The sequence below is a fragment of the Pseudomonas luteola NBRC 103146 genome (genome assembly GCF_002091675.1).
Lineage (GTDB): Bacteria > Pseudomonadota > Gammaproteobacteria > Pseudomonadales > Pseudomonadaceae > Chryseomonas > Chryseomonas luteola.
In genome coordinates, this window is the sequence record NZ_BDAE01000001.1 from 274,699 (window position 1) to 295,142 (window position 20,444).

Below are 20,444 nucleotides of genomic sequence, written 5' to 3' on the forward strand. Positions count from 1 at the left end.
CCTTAAACATCGACAATAACTTCGCGGAACATGCCGGTTTCCATGTGGAAAAGCATGTGGCAATGATAGGCCCAGCGGCCAAGCGCATCGGCGGTCACGCGGTAGCTGCGCTTCGAGCCGGGCGGCATGTCGATGGTGTGTTTGCGGACCATAAAGCGGCCGTGTTCGTCTTCCAGGTCACTCCACATGCCGTGCAGGTGGATGGGATGCATCATCATGGTGTCGTTGACCAGCACAATACGAACCCGCTCGCCGTAAGTAAGCCTGATGGGCTCGGCATCCGAGAATTTCATCCCGTCGAATGACCAGGCAAAGCGCTCCATATGCCCCGTCAGGTGCAGCTCCAGGGTGCGGGTTGGCTCACGGCCATCCGGGTCGGGAAAGGTACTTTTGAGATCGGCATAGGTGAGGACACGGCGGCCGTTGTCCCGCAGGCCCATTCCGGGGTCGTCCAGTTTGGGAGCAGGCATCATGGTCTGCATGTCTACCAGCGGATTGCCGTCTTCGCTGGCCGGGTGCGTCTGCATGGCTCCGGTGTCATGCCCACCGTGTGTTGTGCCATGGTTCATGGCGCTGTGATCCCTGCCGTGACTGCCGTGATCCATCCCTGCGTGGCCCTGGGACGACGGTGCGCTGTGGTCGCCGTGCCCCATGTCCGCCATGCTTACCAGCGGGCGGGGGTCCATGTCTGGTACCGGTGCGTTAAGGCCTTCGCGAAGGGCCAGCGTGCCGCGGGCATAACCGGTGCGGTCCAGGGACTGGGCGAAAATCGTGTAGGCCTGCTGGTCGGACGGCTCGACAATGACGTCATAGGTTTCCGCCACCGCGATACGGAATTCGTCTACGCTGACCGGCTCGATGGGTTGGCCATCTGCCGCCACGACTGTCATCTTCAGACCGGGAATGCGCACATCGAAATAGGACATGGCCGACCCATTGATGAAGCGCAGCCGAATCTTTTCCCCAGGCTTGAAAATACCGGTCCAGTTGCCGTCAGGCGCTGCCCCGTTCATGAGATAGGTGTAGGTAGCGCCTGTCACATCAGCCAGATCGGTAGGCGTCATCCGCATCTCGGCCCACATTGCGCGGTCCTTTACCGTGGCGGACCAGCCGTTCTCGCTCACATCGTTGACGAAGTCGACCACGGTGCGCTGGTTGTTGTTGTAGTAATCGGCCTGCTTCTTGAGCGTCGAGAGGATATGCTCGGGCTTCTCATCGCTCCAGTCCGTCAGCATCACTACATAATCACGGTCATAGGCAAAGGCCTCCGGTTCACGCGGCTCGATGATCAGCGGGCCATAGACCCCCCGCTGCTCCTGAAAGCCCGAGTGGCTGTGATACCAGTACGTGCCGTGCTGCTGGACCTTGAAGCGGTACTCGTACAGACCGTCAGGTGCGATGCCGCTAAAGCTCAGCCCGGGTACGCCATCCATCGTGGCCGGCAGGATGATGCCGTGCCAGTGGATCGAGGTGGCCTCATCGAGTTGGTTGCGAACGCGCAGCGTAACGGTATCCCCTTCGCGCCAGCGCAGGAGCGGGCCGGGCAGGCTGCCGTTGATGGTCAGGGCGGAGCGCTTGGCGCCGGTGATGGTGACGGGCGTTTCGCCAATGATCAGATCGAATTCGGTACCGGACAGCACGGTGGGTTGTCCGGGGCTGGTCAATGCCCAGACGGGGGTTCGCCAGAGGCCTAGGCCGCTCAGCAGACTGCCTGCTGCCAAGCCTTTTACGAACGTACGCCTCGATGTAGTGGATGCCATGCAGTTGTTATCCCGTCGGTGGGCCGTGAGGGCCTTGTTCTTTTCACATAATCCGTTTCGGCTGAGGCGTGTAAACCGCTTCGCCGCTGCCTGTGGACGTTGCATAGACTACCGATACGGCTGAGCGCTCCGTAACATCCGGAAATATTTAGCCGCCCTCTGGCCGATGCCGTATCGATAGCCTGAGGGGATGACAGTAGCGGAGCCAGGAGATGGTGGAAACAGGCAGAGCGCATGGCTGAGCTGACGGTATATGTCGGGTTGTTTCTGGTTGCCCTAGCCGCTGCTACCTTGTTGCCAGCCCAGTCTGAGGCAGCGCTGGCCGCGTTGTTATTACAGGGCAGTTATTCCGTGCCCTTGTTACTCTTGGCGGCGATTCTTGGTAATACGCTGGGCTCGGTGGTGAACTGGTTTCTGGGGCGCTCAATCGAGCACTTTCGGGACCGCCGCTGGTTCCCTGTTTCGCCCCGTCAACTCGAACGCGCGCAACGGGGATATCGCCGTTATGGACGCTGGTCGCTGCTACTGAGCTGGGTACCGGTCATTGGCGATCCGCTGACGCTGGTAGCAGGCGTTATGCGCGAACCGCTGCCCGTCTTTATCGTGCTTGTCGGCTTCGCCAAGACGGCGCGTTATCTGGCCGTCTCGGCCCTAGTCCTTGGCTGGTACTGAGCGGACCGCGTGTCACCGCGGCTGCCATCACTGGCAATCCTCGAAAAGCGCGCTTAACTCTGGGTAGCCCATTGTTTTTCCGCAGGCGATTCGACGTTCTCATGACAGAGCAGACCCCGCATATGCCGCTCGAAGGCCCAGGTGAGCGCAACCGCTGCGCAGGCCAGACCCAGAGCCATCCCCCACCAGACGCCACGAGCATCAAAGCCTAATACCAGCCCTAATAGCCAGGCTGAGACAATTCCCACACAGCAGTAGCAAACCAGGCCGATCAACATGGCCTGGCGAGCCTGCCGGATACCCCGCAGCGCGCCCGAGGCGATGCCTTGGATACCATCGAAGAACTCAAACCAGGCGGCGATCGCCAGCAGGCTTACGGCCAATGCCATAACGGTGCGGCCGGCAGGGTCGTCCCGATCAATGAACAGACCCACCAGGGTCTCCGGCATGAGCCAGAATGCAATGGCGACGGCCAGCATGCAGGTGGCGCCAACGGAAATGCCGATACGGCCAGCCAGACGTGATTCTGCAAACCGGCCTGCGCCAAAGTGCAGCCCGACCCGCAGGCTGGAGGCATAGGCCAACCCCACCGGAATCATGAAGGCAACGTACACCAGCTGATTGGCGATCTGGTGCGCGGCGAGCTGAGTGCTTCCCAGCGCGCCCATGCACAGGGCAGCGGCGGCAAACAGGGCGGTCTCGACGGCATAGGTGCCGCCGATGGGCAGGCCCAGGCGCAGGGTTTCGCTGATAGCGCCCCGGTTGAGGCTGAGCAGTTTCCGCGCGATCGGGTAGGCTGCATAGGCACTGCGTGCCCGGATGGTCAGTGCCATGGCCAGTGCCATGACGGTCATGACCAGTGCCGTGATCAGGCCGATACCCTTCAAACCAAGAAACGGCAGACCCATCCAGCCTTCGATAAAGGCCAGATTGAGCACCAGATTGGCCAGTGCGCCGCCAATAGCAATCGACATCACCGGCCCAGGGCGACCGATACCGCTGGTAAAGCCGCGCAGGGACATGAACACCAGATAGCCGGGGAGGGCAAAGCTTACGGCGTGGATAAAGCCCATGGCTTCGGCTGTTGTTGCCGGAGCCTGCCCCAGGGCCAGCAGCGCAGGCTCCAGACTCCAGAGGATAAGCCCGGCGATCAATGCAAGGCCCAAGGCGATCCAGACGCCCGCGCAGGCGACCTCTGTTACGCCCTCGGTATCGTCTTGACCGTGCCGGATTGCCACCAGATTACCGACCGCGGCGATGATCCCCACGCAAACTACCGTCACGAAGGAATAAGTGGCGGCCCCTAGTCCTCCACTGGCCAGCGCCTCGGGGCCGATGCGGCCCATCATGACCGTGTCGGTAAAGACCATGGCCACGTAGGCCAGCTGGGCGGTAATCAGTGGAACGGCCAGACGAGCCAGCGCGGACAATTCGGTACGTAGCAGGGTCATGAATGAGTCAGACTCACAAAGGCAGAGAAGACGTCTGCCAGGCAGGCAGAAAGACAGGGTGATTGTGGGTACACTTGGGCTGGCCCACAAACCGAAAATAAACCTGCCTGCCATGAGTTTTAATCATGTCTGAGTCGACTCGTCTTCCTCCGCTTTATGCTTTGCGCGCCTTTGAGTCGGCGGCCCGGCATTCGTCTTTCACGCGTGCCGCGCAGGAGCTTTCACTGACCCAGAGCGCCGTGAGCCGACATATCCGCACCCTGGAGGCCCATTTTGGGTGTCGACTGTTCGAGCGCTCGGGACGGCAGCTGACCCTTACGGAGCCAGCCAAACTGTTGCTGCCGGGCATCAGCGAAGGTTTCGAGGCCTTGGGCCGGGCGTGCTCCGTGTTGTCGGTGGACGAAGGTGCGCTCCGGCTCAAGGCACCCTCCACGTTGTCCCTGCGCTGGTTGCTGGCGCGACTGTCCCGCTTTCGGCAGGCGAATGAGGGGATCGAAGTGCAGCTGACCAGTGCCTGGATGGACAGTGATCATGTCGACTTCATCCACGAACCCTTCGATTGTGCGGTGCTGCTGAGCCACGGTCGTTTCCCGGAAGAGTGGGAAAGCGCCTTGTTGTTTCAGGAATGGCTGATTCCAGTTTGCTCGCCTGAAGCCGCAGCGGAGGGTCCCTGGGATGTACAGCGGTTGCGGGAGACCGAGCTGCTGCATCCCACGCCCGATCGTCGCGATTGGCGTCGCTGGCTTCAAGCTATGGCGCTGTCGGACGACATACCGATCAGAGGCGGACAGGTATTCGATACGTTAGAGCTTGGAATGGCGGCCGCTGCCCGCGGGTATGGGGTATCCATTGGAGACCTGGTAATGGTCTCGGAGGATCTTCAGCTTGGGCGGACGGCGCTCCCCTGGCCTACAGCGGTGGCGAGTGGTGAGGCGTATTACCTGGTATGGCCCAAGGCTCGACGCAACCCGAAGCGTTTCTCTCTGCTGAGGGATTTTCTTCTGGCTGAGGTCAACGCCATGACCTTACCTGATGTGACCTACCACTCATAAGGAACATCCCGACGCCCATCGTGCTGATGGGTCAAGTTGTCTCACAACCCGCCGATAATCAAACGACCGACTTAGAAGATTCGCCCCGAAGAGGGCCTTGCGTGTACAGCATCTCAGGTCGTCAAAGCCAACCTAACGCGAATGCCAGTCGGGGAATGCTGGTGTTCTTGAGGAGAATACCCCCATGTCGGGACGTCGTTTCGGTATCGCCGGGCAGCTTGCGCTTGCTCTGACGGTCATATTGGTTGTGGTTATCACAGGAAGTGGATTGTTTGCGTTGCGCTCCCTGAGTGTTTCCACTGAGGAAAGTCACCATCATCACCTAATGGGCGAAGGTCAGCTGCTGGCCAATCAGCTCAACACCTTTCACGATACGCTGAAAATCAGCACGCAGCGTCTGGCTGGACTGTTTGAGCGGCGTTTCGGCGCAGGTCTTACACGTGACACTAACGAGCGGGTTACTGTTGGCAGTGCCTCGACGCCTGTGCTTCATCTACAAGGCGCCCGCCTGAACGGCGACTTTACCCTGGTTGATGAATTCACCACGCTGACGGGCGGCGCCGCTACTGTTTTTGTTCGCGATGGCAATGAATTCATCCGTGTAACTACGTCAGTTAAAAAAGAAGATGGCTCACGTGCTATTGGTACGCAGCTAGACCATAAGCATCCGGCTTATGAAAAGCTGCTCAATGGCCAGCAATATGTAGGACGCGCCGTATTGTTTGGCCGTAACTATATGAACCAATACACACCGGTGCGTGATGCTTCGGGTGAGCTTATTGCTGTGCTTTATGTCGGTTTTGATTACACCGAGGCTCAGAAAAAGCAATTCGATAGCCTGGCGGCGTTCCGGATTGGTCGCGAAGGTTCTCTGGCCATTCTGGATGAGCAGAACAAATGGCTGATCGCTCCTGCCGGTACTGCAGCGCCTGATGCGGCGCTGGCTGCCATCGGCATGGCCAAGAAAGATGATTTCATCGACTGGGAAGATGACAAGCAAGCATTCCAAAGTGTTGTCGTCCCCGTACCGGGTGATAACTGGAAAGTGGTCGCAACGGTACCTGTCGCTGAAGAACAGGAACTGCTCTGGAACGTAGGCCTTAAACTGGCGTTTGGTAGTGTACTGGCACTGGTTCTCGCTATCCTGGCTTCTGTACTGATGCTGCGCCACAAGCTGAAACCACTGGGGCACCTCGTCAAACAGGCCCAGGCTCTGGGCGAAGGCCAACTGAGCGTTCGTCTGAAGGTCGAAAGCCACGATGAAATCGGCCAGCTTTCCCACAGCTTCAACCAGATGGCTGAAGCTCTGTCGAACACGGTAGATCGCGTACGTCATTCATCCCACGATGTGACTACTCGCTCCGATCAGCTGAGCACCCTATCCGGTGCTACCCAGCGCCGTTCGGCCGAGCAGTCTTCCCAGATCGACAGCATGGCGAGCGCCGTGGAAGAGTTCAGCGCCACTGCACAGAACATTGCCGACAGCATGCGTAAAACCGAGCAGCTGACTAACGAAAACGCCGCTGAGACTCGTAACGGTACGGCCTCCATGCGTGCTGCCTCGAAAGCGCTGGAGCAGATCGCCCAATCGCTGGGCACGACGGCTACCGTGGTCAATAACCTGGGCGAGCGTTCCCAGCAGATTGGCGGGATCATCAGCGTGATCAGTGGTATCGCCGAGCAGACCAACCTGCTGGCGCTCAACGCCGCCATTGAGGCTGCGCGAGCGGGTGAGCAGGGCCGTGGCTTTGCCGTGGTGGCTGACGAGGTTCGCAGCCTGGCCGGCCGTACCAGTCAGGCAACGCGTGAAATCTCCGAGATGATCGGTTCGGTGCAGGAAGAAACCAACCGCGCCATGACCTCTATCGACGAGGGCAACCGTTTGATGCAGCAAGGTCTGTCGCTTAACGGTGACGTTGCCCAGGCGCTTCAGCGTATTGAAGCGCAGATCGATCAGGCTGTGGAGCAGTTCACCAGCATTGCCCAGGCCACCCAGGAGCAGAGCAGCACGGCGACTGCCCTGAGCCGCAACATCCAGACCATTGCCGTCGATAACGCCTCCCAGCGTGAAGCGGCGGAAGAGCTGGCCAGCACGGCCTATGAGCTCAAGCGTCTGGCGGAAGAGCTGAGCCATGAGGTAAATCGCTTCAGCTGATCGATGCGGTAGTAGGCACAAAAAAGCCGGTGCAGAGGCACCGGCTTTTTTGTGGGTAACGATCAGCGAACGATATGCAGGAAATGCATGTGACGCTCGTATTGATCCAGGATGTCGCCAATCACGTCGTCCCGGCTCCAGCCCATCACGTCATAATCCTGACCGCCTTCCTTCAGGTGCACATCGGCACGGAAGTATTTGCGATCCTCGCGCTCGTTCTGGTCGCTCTGTGTGTCCCCCATGACAAAGCTCGGCATGGCATACGCGCGCGGGCGAACCTCATACACGAACTCAGGGTTCTCCTCAGGACCGACCTCAATACGTACCCGGCCATCGTCGCCATCTTTTACGCTGACAAGATAGCTCTGCTTACGCAGCTCTTCAGCAACAGATTCACACGCAGGCTTAACCACCTCCCCGATGAAGCGCACCACGTGGGTACGACGCGGGAACATGGCCAGATTACGCAGGCGACGCTGCCAGCCACCGGCTGAACGAGGCGCAGGGCGAGAGATATTCAGCGCCTGGTAGCGGATACCCCGCTTGGTGGCATCGAGCTTGAGCGCCTTGAGTAGGCCCCACATCGAACAGAGCAGTGCGATGGTAAAGGGCAGCGCCGTGGCAATTGTCGCCGTTTGCAGGGCCTTGAGACCATCGGCCAGGAGCAGCGCAATCGCCACGATGCCCATGGAGGCCGCCCAGAAGACTCGTTGCCAGACCGGCGTCTTGTCCATGCCGCCGGAGGCGAGCATGTCGACCACCATCGCGCCGGAGTCCGCCGATGTTACGAAGAACACCACAACCATGATGATGGCTACCATGGAAATAGCCGACGCAAAGGGGAAATGCTCGAGGAAGGCAAACAGCGCCAGGGAGCTGTCTTTGTTCACGGCATCGCCTAGTGACGTAATGCCCTGCCAGGAGATCATGTGAATGGCGGTATCACCAAATACGGTCATCCAGAACAGCGTAAAGCCGGCCGGTACCAGCAGCACCCCGGAGACAAACTCGCGGATCGTGCGGCCGCGGGAGATGCGGGCAATGAACAGACCCACGAAAGGCGACCATGCCAGCCACCAGCCCCAGTAGAACAGCGTCCAGCCGCCGATCCAGTCGTTGGGCTTATAGGCATAGAGGTTAAAGGTACGGCTGACAATCTCGGTCAGGTAGCCACCGGTATTCTGCACAAAGGTTTGCAGAATGAACACGGTGGGCCCCAGGACCAGCACCATCAGGAGCAGCAGCACGGCCAGTCCCAGGTTCAGCTCCGACAGGCGACGAACCCCTTTGTCCAGGCCGGTAACCACCGATAGGGTCGCCAGGGCCGTAGTCGCAATGATCAGGCCGATCTGCACCGGCACCGACACTTCCAGACCGAACAGGTAGTTGAGACCGGTATTGATCTGCGCGACGCCAAAGCCCAGGGATGTTGCCACCCCTAGAACGGTACCCAGGATGGCGAAAATATCCACCGCATGGCCGATTGGCCCGTAGATACGTTCACCAATCAGGGGATACAACGCTGAGCGCAGCGTTAGCGGCAGCCCGTGACGGAAGCTGAAGTACGCGAGGATCAGCGCCACGATGGCGTAGATAGCCCAGGCATGCAGGCCCCAGTGGAAGAAGGTGATGATCAACGCCTCACGGGCGGCGTCCACTGTGCCAGACTGGCCAGTGGGCGGCGACAGGAAGTGCATGACCGGCTCGGCCACGCCAAAGAACATCAGGCCGATCCCCATGCCCGCCGAAAACAGCATGGCAAACCAGGTCGTGCTGCTGTAGTCCGGCTCGCTGTGGTCCGGGCCGAGCTTGATGTCGCCATAACGGCTGACGCCCAGAAAGACTACGGTCAAGAGGATCAGCGCCACCGCCAGAATGTAGAACCAGCTGACGTTCGTAATAATCCAGGACTGAATGAGACCAAAGACGCTTTGCGCGCTCTCGTGAAAGGCACTGGCATAGATGACCAGGATAAGGATAAGCAAGGTCGAGCCCCAGAAAACCGGGGGATTGAGGGTACGGGTAGGTGGTGATTGGCTTTCGGTGGCCATCAGGCACTTTCTCCTTTTCTGTCGGCGCCAAGGTGGCTGCAAAGGAGTGCCTAGCCGACCCGCTCCGAGGGTCGGCATTGAAACACGAGGTGGTTGTCGCTCAGGTCACCTCAGGCACTCGCGGGTCTGTACTGCAATGCTTCAGCCAGATGAGACCGCAAAATCTGCGGCTCTGCTGCAAGATCGGCTAACGTACGTGCCACCTTGATCACTCGGTGCAGGGCGCGCAGGGACAGCCCCAGCCGTTCACCTGCGCTCTCGATCCACCGCTGGTCGTCTGCCGTCAATGCACAGTGTTGGTGCAAGGCACGCAAATCCAGAAAGGCGTTCGCCACCCCTTGGCGAGCCAGTTGCCGCTCACGGGCGGCGGCGACCTGTTCGGCAGCCTGTTGCGTTGTAAGGCGGCCGGAATCGTTCTTGGTGTCAGGGCCGCCCAGACGCACACTTTCCCGGGCGACAGTGATATGCATGTCGATCCGGTCCAGCAGTGGACCGGAAAGTTTACCACGATAACGTTGTACCTGATCGGGCGAGCAACGGCAGCGGCCGGCCGGATCACCCAGATAGCCGCATGGGCAGGGGTTCATGGCGGCGACCAGTTGGAAGCGGGCCGGAAAGCGGACACGGTCTCGGGCACGGGAAATCACGATCTCGCCACTTTCCAGCGGCTCGCGCAGAACTTCCAACACCTTGCGGTCAAATTCGGGCAGCTCGTCCAGAAACAGCACGCCTTGATGCGCCAGAGTGATCTCGCCCGGGCGAGGGCGACTACCGCCACCCACCAGGGCGGGGCCCGAAGCCGAGTGATGCGGCTGCCGGAATGGCCGCTGCGGCCAGTGAGCCATGGGCGTGTGGCTGGCGACCGAATGAATCGCAGCCACTTCCAGGGCTTCGAATTCATTCAAGGGCGGCAGCAGACCGGGCAGGCGGCTGGCCAGCAGGGTCTTTCCAGTCCCAGGAGGGCCTGCCAGCAAGAGGTTGTGCGAGCCTGCCGCTGCAACCACCAGAGCGCGTTTGGCAGCCACTTGGCCCTGCACGTCAATAAGGTCGGGATAGGGTTGCTCCTGCCGTCTCAACCCTTGGGCTTCGTACGGCGTAAGGGGCGTCTGCCCTGTAAAGTGCGCTGCGATCTCCAGCAGATGGCCCACCGCGATGACTTTAAGCCCGCTAGCCAGGCTGGCTTCCTCGGCGTTTTCATGGGGCACGATCAGTGTGCGCCCGGCTTCCCGTGCGGCAAGCGCTGCGGGTAATACGCCCTGGACGGGGCGCAGTGCACCGGAGAGCGCCAGCTCACCCAGGCATTCGATATCGGCCAGGGCATCCGCGGGTAGCTGCGCACTGGCCGCTAGAATGCCAAGGGCAATGGCCAGATCGAAGCGGCCACCATCCTTGGGCAGGTCGGCAGGGGCAAGGTTTAGGGTGATGCGGCGTGCCGGAAAGTCGAAGCCTGAATTGAGGATGGCGCTACGCACGCGATCCTTACTCTCCTTGACGGCGGTTTCCGGCAGGCCGACCAGGGTCAATGCGGGCAGACCGTTGGCCAGATGCGCTTCTACAGTGACACAGGGGGCTTCCACGCCCACCTGGGCGCGGCTACAAACGATGGCGAGGGACATGATCACTCCTTGATCAGTGTCCCGCCGGCCGGGTTATTCGGCGGTCGGCGGGGTGGGTTCCGTTTTGTTGTTCTGGAAAGCCATTTTGGCTGATGTCGGTGCGTCCTGTGCAGGCTGGGCGGCAGCAGCAGGCTCTTTGCCTTGGCCTTCCAATTCGGCCAGGCGAGCTTCCAAGGCCTCAAGGCGAGCGCGGGTGCGTTCAAGGACCAGCATCTGGGTGTCGAATTCTTCACGGCTAACCAGATCGAGCTTGCTAAATCCGCTCTGCATCAGTGCCTTGAACTGGTTTTCGATATCGGCACGGGGCGAGCCTTCTCCGAACAGGCGGCTGGCTTGTTGGGTCAGGGAGTCGAGTAGCGCTTTGGGTGGGAACATACGCTTCATCCATTAAAAAGTGTTTGGACCAGTGTATCACGCTCCTTTCCAGCGCCAGGATGCCGGGCATCTGCACATTTTTTGGGCACCCCTTCCGGGCACTGTGCGCCAGGATGGTGCGATCTGCTGTGAAATGGACGCTATCTCATTCAACCGAAGCGCATAGAGGCGTTGCGCCATGCGGTTTTGCACGAAATGGCAAGGTTTCTGCTTTAGCCGTTATGACAGAGGCATCACGCACCAGGGATGCGGAAGCGAAGCGGTGATTGCTTCGTAGGCGGGCGAGGGTGGCGGCGAACCGTTTTAGAGCGGGGCGACGTTACAAAGCCACAGACTGCGCTTAGACTTGAGACGGGGTTCGTTCCTGGGGCAAGTCCACTTTTCGGGAGAAGTTCATGAAACTAGTCACCGCCATCATCAAGCCGTTCAAGCTCGACGACGTCCGCGAGTCGTTGTCCGAGATCGGCGTTCAAGGCATTACCGTCACCGAGGTCAAGGGTTTCGGTCGCCAGAAGGGGCACACGGAGCTATACCGTGGCGCCGAGTACGTTGTCGATTTCCTGCCCAAGGTGAAGATCGACGTCGCCATTGCCGATGACCAGCTCGACCGTGTCATCGAGGCCATTACCAAGGCAGCCAACACTGGCAAGATCGGTGACGGCAAGATTTTCGTTGTAAATCTGGAACAAGCCATCCGCATCCGGACCGGCGAAACCGATACCGACGCTATTTAAAAAACACCGTACTCCATACCCCAAAGCCCCAGGAGAACATCATGACTCTGCGCAAGTACGCAGGGCTAGGAGCCCTTTTGTCCCTCGCTATGCCGAGCCTTGCCATGGCTCAGGAAGCAGCGGCGGAGCCGACGTTGAATAGCGGCGATACGGCATGGATGCTGGTGTCTACAGCACTCGTGCTTTTCATGACCATTCCGGGCCTGGCGCTGTTTTATGGCGGCATGGTTCGTGCCAAGAACATCCTGTCGGTAATGATGCAGTGTTTCGCCATTACCGGCCTGATCAGTATTCTCTGGATGATCTACGGTTACAGCCTTGCCTTCGATACCACAGGCATGGAAAAAGGCGTAACCAATTTCAATTCCTTTATCGGCGGTTTCGGCAAGGCCTTCCTGAGTTCCATTACCCATGATGGGCTGACAGGTGCGGCTGCGCTGTTCCCCGAAAGCATTTTCGTCACCTTTCAGATGACCTTTGCGATCATCACCCCGGCGCTGATCGTGGGTGCGTTCGCCGAGCGTATGAAGTTCTCCGCCATGCTGGTCTTTACCGGTGTGTGGTTCACCCTGGTCTACGCACCGATCGCCCATATGGTGTGGAGCGGTGACGGTGGCCTGATGTGGGATTGGGGCGTGCTGGATTTTGCTGGCGGCACCGTGGTTCACATCAACGCCGGTATTGCTGGTCTCGTGGCTGCCCTGGTGCTGGGCAAGCGCAAGGGCTATCCGACCACCCCGATGGCACCGCACAACCTTGGGTATACCCTGGTCGGCGCCGCCATGCTGTGGGTGGGCTGGTTCGGTTTCAACGCAGGCTCCGCCGTTGCGGCAAACGGCACTGCCGGCATGGCGATGCTGGTTACCCAGATCGCAACCGCCTCGGCAGCTCTGGCCTGGATGTTTGCTGAATGGATCACCCACGGTAAGCCCAGCGCCCTGGGGATCGCCTCGGGTGTGGTTGCCGGTCTGGTGGCCATTACTCCGGCTGCCGGTACAGTCGGCCCGATGGGTGCGCTGATCATCGGTGCGGTCGCGGGTGTGATCTGTTTCTTCTGCGCCACCAGCCTCAAGCGCAAGATTGGGTATGACGATTCCCTGGACGCCTTTGGTGTGCATGGTGTCGGCGGTATCGTGGGCGCGCTGCTGACCGGTATCTTCGCAGCACCAGCTCTAGGCGGCTTCGGCACCGTGACCGATATTGGCGGCCAGCTGTGGATTCAGCTCAAGGGCGTGCTGTTCACACTGGTGTATACCGGCATCCTGACCTTCGTCATCCTGAAGGTGATCGACATGGTCATGGGCCTGCGTGTCAGCGATGAGGAAGAGACCGTGGGTCTGGACCTGACGCTGCACAACGAGCGTGGTTACAATATGTAATAGCGAGCCGGCTACCGTTTATCGGTCAAAAAAGGGCGCCTTCGGGCGCTCTTTTCGTATGCGCGAAAGAAAGTCATTTTTCGTGCGTTATTGCCCGGAACACCGGCTCGCAGCCCCGGTCTGAACGTCAGCTTTAAAGAGCCTCTTTGTTTTTTCGAAAGCCGCGCTAGAATGCGCGCCCAGCAAGCCTAGGAGTCCGCCATGTGGCATCAGCGACAGATCACGCTGCGCGCCCGAAGCCGTGGATTCCATCTCATCACGGATGAGGTGGAATCGGCCTTGCCCGAACTGGAAAGCTGTCAGATCGGGCTGCTGAACCTGTGGCTGCAGCACACGTCGGCTTCATTGACGATCAATGAAAATGCCGACAGTGCGGTGCGTCGCGATTTCGAGCGGTTCTTCAACCAGCTCGTGCCGCAGAACGTGCCAGGGTACGAACACGATTACGAAGGGCCGGACGATCTACCGGCACACTTCAAGAGCAGCCTTCTGGGCTGCAGCCTGACCATACCCGTGCAGGCCGGAAGGCTGGCGCTAGGGACGTGGCAGGGGATTTACCTGGGTGAGCACCGTGACCATGGCGGCGCTCGTCGGATAATGGCTACCTTGCAGGGTATGCCAGCATGAATTTTTCTTGAGCAGCCACGTCAAACTCGCGGCTGGTCAATAACTAACCTGGTTTTCGAGGGTTTTTTATGAGTGATGAAGAGCTGGAACAGGACGATATCGAGTCCACTGATGATGACGATACCGAGGACTTTGCTGCGGCTGCAGACGAGCCCGATGTAGAAGTCGACGACAGTGCCGAGGCGGAAGAACCTGCTGCAGGCAAAGGGAAGAAGAAAAAAGAAGCCGAGCCCGAGGAGTTGCCCTCCATTGAGGCCAAGCAGAAGGAGCGTGATGCGCTCGCCAAGGCCATGGAAGAGTTTCTGGCCCGTGGCGGTAAAGTGCAGGAGATCGACGCGAATGTTGTTGCTGACCCGCCTAAAAAGCCTGACAGCAAGTACGGCAGCCGCCCGATATGATTTTAAAACCCGCCTGTATGGCGGGTTTTTTATGGGTAGCGGATTCTGGCGTGGACATTATCCTGTGCAGTCCATCTGCAGGAAGACTTCATACCGATGACCTCAACCCCAACCCTTCAGGCGCGCTGGCAGAGCCTGCGTGACCTTGCCTCTAGTGCCATTGTCCAGGAGCGCGCCCTGGAGCCCTGGCTGACCGAATCCATTCTGGAGCAGAAAGAGCTGGGGAGTGCCCTGGCATTTCGTCTGAGCCGAACGCTTACCGTCGATGCGGTGCAGCGGCACACGCTGCACGCGCGTTTCGTGAGCGTGCAGCAGGAGCATCCTGCGCTGATCGAGAGCGCCTGGGCTGACCTTGAGGCTACTGTCACACGCGACCCTGCCTTCGATACCCCGTTGGAGGTTTTCCTGTTTTCCAAGGGCTTCCTGGCGATCCAGGCCTACCGCCTCGGACACCGGCTCTGGCTCGACGGGAACCGCATGCTGCCGCTTTATATCCAGGCTCGCTGTAACGAGATGCTGGCTGTAGACATCCATCCGGCCAGCCGCATTGGGCAGGGCATCATGCTCGACCATGGTACGGGTATCGTAATTGGCGAGACGGCGGTGGTCGAGGATGACGTGTCCATTCTGCAGGCAGTCACCCTGGGCGGGACGGGCAAGGAGTGTGGTGACCGGCATCCCAAGGTGCGACGCGGCGTGATGATCGGCGCCGGCGCGAAGATTCTGGGCAACATCGAAATTGGCGAAGGAGCCAAAGTTGGGGCGGGCAGCATCGTGCTCAAGCCGGTCGCACCGCATACCACCGTGGTCGGCAACCCGGCCCGACCGGTTGGCACGCCACGCCACGAACAACCGGCACTGGTGATGGATCAGTCGTTCGATCAGGACTGATCCACCGTGTCGGTTAGCTCCAGCGCTCCAATACCACGGGGAGCTCGTTGAGGCTGCGGATCTCGGCATCCGGCGCATTTTCACCGGACCAGGGCTTGCCTGTAGGGTTGAACCAGATGGCCCGTAGCCCGGCCTGCTGAGCGCCCTGGATGTCATCGACAGGGTTATCGCCTACGTGCACCGCCGCATCGGCGGTCACGCCTGCCCTGCGTAGCGCTTCGTTGAAGGGATGCGGGTCGGGCTTGCCGATACCCAGCTCTTCTGCGCATAGGGCAAAACGGAAATAGTCAGCCAGGCCGATCTCGTGAACATCGGCATTGCCATTGGTCAGTACGCCCAGGTCATAGCGCAGCGATAGCTGTTCCAGCGTCTCGTGCACGTCCTCGTACAGGGTGACCTGCTGACGAGCAGCCAGGTAGATGGCGAAACCGGCTTCGGCCAGCTGCCCGGCCTCAGGCTCTTCGTAACCGGCATCCTGCAAGGCTCCATGAATGACGCGGCGGCGCAGTTCGCTGACGCGGTGCCGGAGGCCGGGGTCGCGCTCCAGGAGCCGATCCCTGATCTGCCACAGGTGCTCAACCGGGACCGGTCCCAGCCGTGATGCCTCGGTTTCCATCCAGGTACGAAGCGCATCTTCGGCGCTGTGGATGACCGGGGCTATATCCCAGAGGGTGTCATCGAGATCGAAGGTAATCAGGCGGATAGTCATGTGGATTCTGTTTTTCGCTTGGCACGTGGATGGGCATCATCATAGACCTGTGCCAGGTGCTGGAAATCCAGATGGGTATAGATCTGGGTCGTGGCGATGTCCGCGTGGCCCAGCAGCTCCTGTACGGCGCGCAGATCACGGGAAGTTTCCAGCATATGACTGGCAAAGCTATGGCGCAGCATGTGCGGGTGCAGGTGCTGGCCCAGTTCGCGTACGCCCGCTTCACGGACACGTAGCTGAATCGCTCTTGGCGTGAGGCGTCTGCCGCTCTGACCGATGAACACGGCATCATCCTGGGCGGCCAGGGCGCGTTGCGGCAGCCAGCGTTCCATAGCCTCCCGCGCCTTGCTGCCCACCGGGACGATACGCCGCTTGTTGCCCTTGCCGCGAACGCTGATCAGGCCGTCTTTAAGGTCCAGATCGACAATATCCAGCCCGACCAGCTCGGACAGGCGCAGACCAGAGGAGTAGAAGAGTTCAAGCATCGCCTGGTCGCGCAGGGCAATGAAGTCATCCTCCACGGCGCCATCCAGGAGTTGTGTGGTGCGGTCCACGTCGAGGTTCTTGGGTAGCTGTTTCTGGCCTTTGGGTGCACTGACACCATTGGCGGGATCATGCTGGCAGACTCCCTCGCGAATGAGGTACTGATAAAAGCCCCGGATGGCCGAGAGCAGACGAGAGAGACTGCGGCTGGACTGCCCCTTGCGGTGCAGCTGAACGATCAGGGCGCGCAGCCGACGGGCGTCAAGGTTGTTCCAGTCGGTGAGCTGTTCTTCGCGGCAGAAGGCCAGGAGTTTCAGCAGGTCACGGCGGTAGCCGTCAAGGGTATGGACCGACACCTGACGCTCGCTGCGTAGGTGTTGGTAGTAAGCGTCGAGGCGTTCTTCCATGTCAGCGTACCGAGCGAAGGGGAGTGGGAAAGCGCAGCAGGGCGCGAGACAACACTTCCGCCACATGGGTTAGAAATACCGTGCCTAGCGAGCTCTTGTAATGCTGTGGATCAGGACTTCCAATGGCAAGTACGCCATGCATGCCTTGGTGAATCAAGGGTGCAACCGCGGCCGATCCAACCTCGTCCTGCGCGGCTTCGCCAAACAGAAACTTCAGCTCATGTGAGCGCAACGCCCCGCTGACCGCCTTGCCGCCCGACAGCAGTCCACCAATACACTGGTGCGCCTCGGCGCTGGTCACGCTGCGGCCTACCGGCAAGGGCGATTCGTGGAAGAGAATCAGCCCGACGTAAGGCACCTTGAACTCATGGCGCAAGCTGTCTTCGACTGTGCTGATCACATCTTCCAATGTATTGGCATCCATGAGATCAAGCACGAGACGGCGGGTTTTATCGAACAAGCGGTCGTTATCGCGGGCCACATCCATCAGATGCGCCAGCCTATGACGCATCTCGACGTTGCGGTCGCGCAGCAGACCCAGCTGGCGCTCCACGAGGGAGACCGCCGTGCCGCGCTGGTGCGGAATGCGCATCTCGGCCAGCAGGTCCTCGCGGTCTGCAAAGAAGTCCGGATGCTGTTCCAGCCAGGCCGCAACCTGATCGGCATCGAGCGGGGGCGTTTGGTCTGTCATAAACGTACCTGGCCTTCGTATACACGGACGGCGGGTCCTGTCATGAGCACCGGCTTGCCGGGGCCGGCCCATTCGATATCGAGCAGGCCGCCGGGCAGCTCGATCTGTACAGGCGAATTTAGCCAGCCCTGGCGAATACCCGCAACCACGGCTGCACAGGCGCCGGTCCCGCAGGCCTGGGTTTCACCGGCACCGCGCTCCCAGACGCGCAGGCGCGCCCGATGTTCATCGATGACCTGGAGAAAACCGATATTGGCCCGGTTTGGAAAACGGGGATGATGCTCAAGTTTGGGGCCGAGTTCATGCACTGGCGCGGTATCGACATTGTCGACCCGCAGGACGCCGTGGGGGTTGCCCATGGACACCGCTGCAAGTTCGACGGTACGACCCTCGACCTGTACCGGGTAGCTGATCGCCTCGGCGTCGGCCTCGAATGGAATCTGCCTGGGCTCAAGGCGCGGCGCCCCCATGTCGACCGTCACCTGATTGTCGTTACGCAGCCGCAGCTCGATGATGCCGCCTTTGGTCTCGACCTTGATAACTTTCTTGACCGTCAGACGCTTGTCGAAGACAAAGCGGGCAAAGCAGCGAGCACCATTGCCGCACTGCTCGACCTCTGAGCCGTCGGAGTTGAAAATCCGATAGCGGAAATCGACATCCGGGTTGCTTGGCGTTTCGACGATCAGGAGCTGATCGAAGCCGACCCCCGTGTGCCGATCGCCCCACTGGCGGGCGTGCTTGGGCTGGATATGCGCGTGCTGGCTGATCAGGTCAAGGACCATGAAATCATTGCCAAGCCCGTGCATCTTGGTAAACCGCAATAGCATGAGAGGTCACTCCGGTAGCCGGCTTTCGCCTGCATAGAGTTCCTTGACCGTCTCACGGCGGCGCACCTCGAAGGCCTGCTCGCCATCTACCAGCACCTCAGCCGCACGACCGCGACTGTTGTAATTCGAACTCATGGTAAAGCCATAGGCACCTGCTGAGCGAATGGCCAGCAGATCACCTTCAGCCAGAGCCAGGTCGCGGTTCTTGGCTAGAAAGTCACCGGTCTCGCAGATAGGGCCGACCAGATCATACGCACGAGTTTGGCTGTCGCGAGGCGTAACCGGCACAACGTCCATCCAGGCGTCGTAAAGCGCTGGGCGGATCAGGTCGTTCATGGCTGCATCGATAATGGCGAAGTCCTTGTGCTCGGTGTGCTTGAGATATTCCACACGCGTAAGCAGCACGCCGGCATTGGCCACGATGAAGCGGCCGGGCTCGAAAACCAGAGCGATATTCCGTCCGGCAATGCGCTCGCGGATCGCCTTGATGTAATCGCTCGCCAGAGGCGGCTCCTCGTTGCGGTAACGCACGCCCAGGCCGCCTCCGAGGTCCAGGTGACGGATTGTGATGCCACGCTCGGCCAAGCGGTCAATCAGTGCCAGCAAACGATCCAGCGCATCGATGAACGGCTCGAGCGTGGTGAGCTGGGAGCCGATGTGGCAGTCCACTCCGATGATCTCAAGGTTTGGCAGCTCCGCTGCGCGGGCGTATACGGCCTCGGCCTCGGCGATATCGATACCAAACTTGTTTTCCTTGAGGCCGGTGGAGATGTACGGGTGGGTGCCGGCATCCACATCAGGATTCACCCGCAGCGAGACGGGTGCCTTGCGGCCCATTTCGGCGGCGACTTCCTGCAGGCGCTCAAGCTCCACCCGGGACTCCACATTGAAGCAGTGCACGCCGACTTCCAACGCACGGCGCATGTCGTCACGGGTCTTGCCGACCCCGGAGAACACCACCTTGGCGGCTTCGCCGCCAGCGGCCAGTACACGCTCCAGCTCGCCGCGGGACACGATGTCGAACCCTGCACCCATCCGTGCCAGGACGTTAAGAACGCCCAGGTTGGAGTTGGCCTTGACGGCAAAGCAGACGAGATGAGGCAGCCCGGCCAGCGCATCGGTATAGGCGCGGTACTGGCCCTCGATGTGTGCCCGGGAATACACGTAAGTGGGCGTGCCGAAGCGCTCTGCAATAGCGCTCAGCGGCACACCTTCCGCATGCAGACTACCTGCGCGGGATGTAAATGACTCCATGGAAGGCTCCCTGGTCAGAACGTGTCGTGGCGATGCTCGTGAGCCGCTTTTTCATCGTCCGGAAGGTACAGGTCACCTTTTTGGCCGCAGCCTGCCAGCAGGCATGCGAAAGCAATTAGAGCAAGGGAAAGGCGCTTCATGGCGAATCCTTTGAAAAGCATGATTGACCCGGAGTATACCCGGCACCTGCCCCCTTGCCTATGTAACGCCGCGCGTGCCTGACAGGCCTGGGCGGTGCAGCCGTCTTTGCGACTGGACGAGGGGCGGTCGCCGGGGTAACGTCGAGGTCTTTTCAATACCGATTCAAGGAATCCCATGAGCAGTCTGAGCGAAGCCCGCTTCCACGATCTTGTCGATACTACCCAGCAGGCGGTCGAAGACATCCTCGACGACAGCGATCTGGACCTGGATCTGGAGAACAGCGCCGGTGTCCTCACGATTCGCCTGGAAAACGGCAGTCAGGTCATTCTGAGTCGTCAGCCTCCGCTACGGCAGCTCTGGGTGGCGGCCCGCTCAGGCGGCTATCACTTCGATTATGACGAGGCGGGCAACCAGTGGATCTGCGACAGCACCCAGGAGCCGCTGGGCGAACTGCTGACCCGTGTTATTCGTGAGCAGACGGGCGATGAGCTCGATTTCAGCCAGCTCTGATCTCTCGTTATCAGGGGAGGACGCTGAATCGGTGGCCTCGCCCTGCGTTCGGCGCTGTTGCCTGGACGATCACGATATCTGCCTGGGCTGCGGTCGCACGCTGGATGAGATTCTGGCCTGGGGCGAAGCGTCAGCCGAAGCGCGTCGGGCCATCATTCTGACCGCACAGGCGCGCAGGGACCATCGATCCAACACTGGCTGACCGGTGGTTCCGTCTACCCTGATCCCTGTGTTACGGTCAGGCCATCCGCAGCCGAAGGG

General features: G+C 60.2%; 20 protein-coding genes and 2 pseudogenes. 11 read left to right on the top strand and 11 right to left on the bottom strand.

Going from position 1 to position 20,444, the window contains the following annotated elements:
* Positions 1 to 2: 2 nt before the first annotated feature.
* Positions 3 to 1,760: a copper resistance system multicopper oxidase gene (locus PLU01S_RS01305; protein ID WP_074821239.1), complete on the bottom strand. Its 1,758-nt coding sequence runs from the start codon at positions 1,758 to 1,760 to the stop codon at positions 3 to 5.
* Positions 1,761 to 1,994: 234 nt separating this feature from the next.
* On the opposite strand from PLU01S_RS01305, the gene PLU01S_RS01310 reads away from it, so the two are divergent.
* Complete coding sequence (locus tag PLU01S_RS01310; protein WP_074821242.1) at positions 1,995 to 2,432, top strand: YqaA family protein; 438 nt, start codon at positions 1,995 to 1,997, stop codon at positions 2,430 to 2,432.
* A gap of 53 nt (positions 2,433 to 2,485) precedes the next feature.
* Here PLU01S_RS01310 and PLU01S_RS01315 read toward each other — a convergent pair whose 3' ends face one another.
* The gene (locus tag PLU01S_RS01315) at positions 2,486 to 3,883 is read right to left on the bottom strand and encodes a NorM family multidrug efflux MATE transporter (protein WP_074821713.1); all 1,398 of its coding nucleotides are present in this window, start codon (positions 3,881 to 3,883) and stop codon (positions 2,486 to 2,488) included.
* 125 nt (positions 3,884 to 4,008) lie between these two features.
* Between PLU01S_RS01315 and PLU01S_RS01320 the strand changes: the two genes are divergently transcribed.
* From PLU01S_RS01320 to PLU01S_RS26505, 3 genes and pseudogenes are all read left to right on the top strand, one after another.
* Complete coding sequence (locus PLU01S_RS01320; protein WP_074821245.1) at positions 4,009 to 4,935, top strand: LysR substrate-binding domain-containing protein; 927 nt, start codon at positions 4,009 to 4,011, stop codon at positions 4,933 to 4,935.
* 325 nt (positions 4,936 to 5,260) lie between these two features.
* Positions 5,261 to 6,235: pseudogene (locus tag PLU01S_RS26500) on the top strand (Cache 3/Cache 2 fusion domain-containing protein); the annotation flags it as partial.
* Between the two features lie 132 nt (positions 6,236 to 6,367).
* On the top strand, positions 6,368 to 7,090 hold the full coding sequence (locus PLU01S_RS26505; RefSeq protein WP_374940303.1) for a methyl-accepting chemotaxis protein: 723 nt from the start codon (positions 6,368 to 6,370) through the stop codon (positions 7,088 to 7,090).
* 62 nt (positions 7,091 to 7,152) lie between these two features.
* On the opposite strand, the gene PLU01S_RS01330 is transcribed toward PLU01S_RS26505, so the two are convergent.
* From PLU01S_RS01330 to PLU01S_RS01340, 3 genes and pseudogenes are all read right to left on the bottom strand, one after another.
* Positions 7,153 to 9,141 (bottom strand): BCCT family transporter, encoded by a 1,989-nt coding sequence (locus PLU01S_RS01330; RefSeq protein ID WP_074821251.1) that lies wholly within the window; start codon positions 9,139 to 9,141, stop codon positions 7,153 to 7,155.
* A 110-nt stretch (positions 9,142 to 9,251) separates the two neighbouring features.
* The gene (locus PLU01S_RS01335) at positions 9,252 to 10,757 is read right to left on the bottom strand and encodes a YifB family Mg chelatase-like AAA ATPase (RefSeq protein ID WP_074821254.1); all 1,506 of its coding nucleotides are present in this window, start codon (positions 10,755 to 10,757) and stop codon (positions 9,252 to 9,254) included.
* Between the two features lie 126 nt (positions 10,758 to 10,883).
* A pseudogene (locus tag PLU01S_RS01340) lies at positions 10,884 to 11,132 on the bottom strand (accessory factor UbiK family protein); the annotation flags it as partial.
* Positions 11,133 to 11,527: 395 nt separating this feature from the next.
* On the opposite strand from PLU01S_RS01340, the gene glnK reads away from it, so the two are divergent.
* From glnK to cysE, 5 genes are all read left to right on the top strand, one after another.
* Positions 11,528 to 11,866, top strand: coding sequence for a P-II family nitrogen regulator (glnK, locus tag PLU01S_RS01345; protein WP_003096476.1), 339 nt, complete (start codon positions 11,528 to 11,530; stop codon positions 11,864 to 11,866).
* A gap of 41 nt (positions 11,867 to 11,907) precedes the next feature.
* Complete coding sequence (locus PLU01S_RS01350; protein ID WP_010796512.1) at positions 11,908 to 13,245, top strand: ammonium transporter; 1,338 nt, start codon at positions 11,908 to 11,910, stop codon at positions 13,243 to 13,245.
* Between the two features lie 201 nt (positions 13,246 to 13,446).
* Positions 13,447 to 13,872: a secondary thiamine-phosphate synthase enzyme YjbQ gene (locus PLU01S_RS01355; RefSeq protein ID WP_074821261.1), complete on the top strand. Its 426-nt coding sequence runs from the start codon at positions 13,447 to 13,449 to the stop codon at positions 13,870 to 13,872.
* A 68-nt stretch (positions 13,873 to 13,940) separates the two neighbouring features.
* Entirely contained in the window at positions 13,941 to 14,270 is a 330-nt protein-coding gene (gene sutA / locus PLU01S_RS01360; protein ID WP_010796514.1) for a transcriptional regulator SutA, read from the top strand.
* 96 nt (positions 14,271 to 14,366) lie between these two features.
* Entirely contained in the window at positions 14,367 to 15,161 is a 795-nt protein-coding gene (cysE, locus tag PLU01S_RS01365; protein ID WP_074821263.1) for a serine O-acetyltransferase, read from the top strand.
* Between the two features lie 13 nt (positions 15,162 to 15,174).
* Here the strand turns inward: cysE and PLU01S_RS01370 are convergent, their stop codons facing one another.
* Genes PLU01S_RS01370 through lptM form a run of 6 tightly spaced genes read right to left on the bottom strand, consistent with a single transcriptional unit; the run spans position 15,175 to position 19,672 of the window.
* On the bottom strand, positions 15,175 to 15,870 hold the full coding sequence (locus PLU01S_RS01370; RefSeq protein ID WP_074821264.1) for an HAD family hydrolase: 696 nt from the start codon (positions 15,868 to 15,870) through the stop codon (positions 15,175 to 15,177).
* On the bottom strand, positions 15,867 to 16,760 hold the full coding sequence (gene xerC / locus PLU01S_RS01375; protein ID WP_074821268.1) for a tyrosine recombinase XerC: 894 nt from the start codon (positions 16,758 to 16,760) through the stop codon (positions 15,867 to 15,869). The genes PLU01S_RS01370 and xerC overlap by 4 nt, the downstream gene beginning before the upstream one ends.
* 1 nt (position 16,761) lies before the next feature.
* Entirely contained in the window at positions 16,762 to 17,451 is a 690-nt protein-coding gene (locus PLU01S_RS01380) for a DUF484 family protein (RefSeq protein WP_074821270.1), read from the bottom strand.
* Positions 17,448 to 18,278, bottom strand: a complete 831-nt coding sequence (dapF, locus tag PLU01S_RS01385; protein WP_010796520.1) for a diaminopimelate epimerase — start codon at positions 18,276 to 18,278, stop codon at positions 17,448 to 17,450. Before dapF ends, PLU01S_RS01380 begins: the two co-directional genes overlap by 4 nt.
* Positions 18,279 to 18,284: 6 nt before the next feature.
* Positions 18,285 to 19,532 carry a diaminopimelate decarboxylase gene (gene lysA, locus PLU01S_RS01390; protein ID WP_010796521.1) on the bottom strand — a complete coding sequence of 416 codons (1,248 nt, stop codon included), beginning with the start codon at positions 19,530 to 19,532 and terminating at the stop codon, positions 18,285 to 18,287.
* A 14-nt stretch (positions 19,533 to 19,546) separates the two neighbouring features.
* A complete protein-coding gene (lptM, locus tag PLU01S_RS01395; RefSeq protein WP_010796522.1) occupies positions 19,547 to 19,672 on the bottom strand; it encodes an LPS translocon maturation chaperone LptM in 126 nt (41 codons plus the stop codon).
* A gap of 175 nt (positions 19,673 to 19,847) precedes the next feature.
* Here lptM and cyaY point away from each other — a divergent pair, with 175 nt between their 5' ends.
* Complete coding sequence (cyaY, locus tag PLU01S_RS01400) at positions 19,848 to 20,183, top strand: iron donor protein CyaY (protein ID WP_010796523.1); 336 nt, start codon at positions 19,848 to 19,850, stop codon at positions 20,181 to 20,183.
* The gene (locus PLU01S_RS01405; RefSeq protein WP_074821273.1) at positions 20,158 to 20,385 is read left to right on the top strand and encodes a DUF1289 domain-containing protein; all 228 of its coding nucleotides are present in this window, start codon (positions 20,158 to 20,160) and stop codon (positions 20,383 to 20,385) included. The genes cyaY and PLU01S_RS01405 overlap by 26 nt, the downstream gene beginning before the upstream one ends.
* Positions 20,386 to 20,444: the final 59 nt, after the last annotated feature.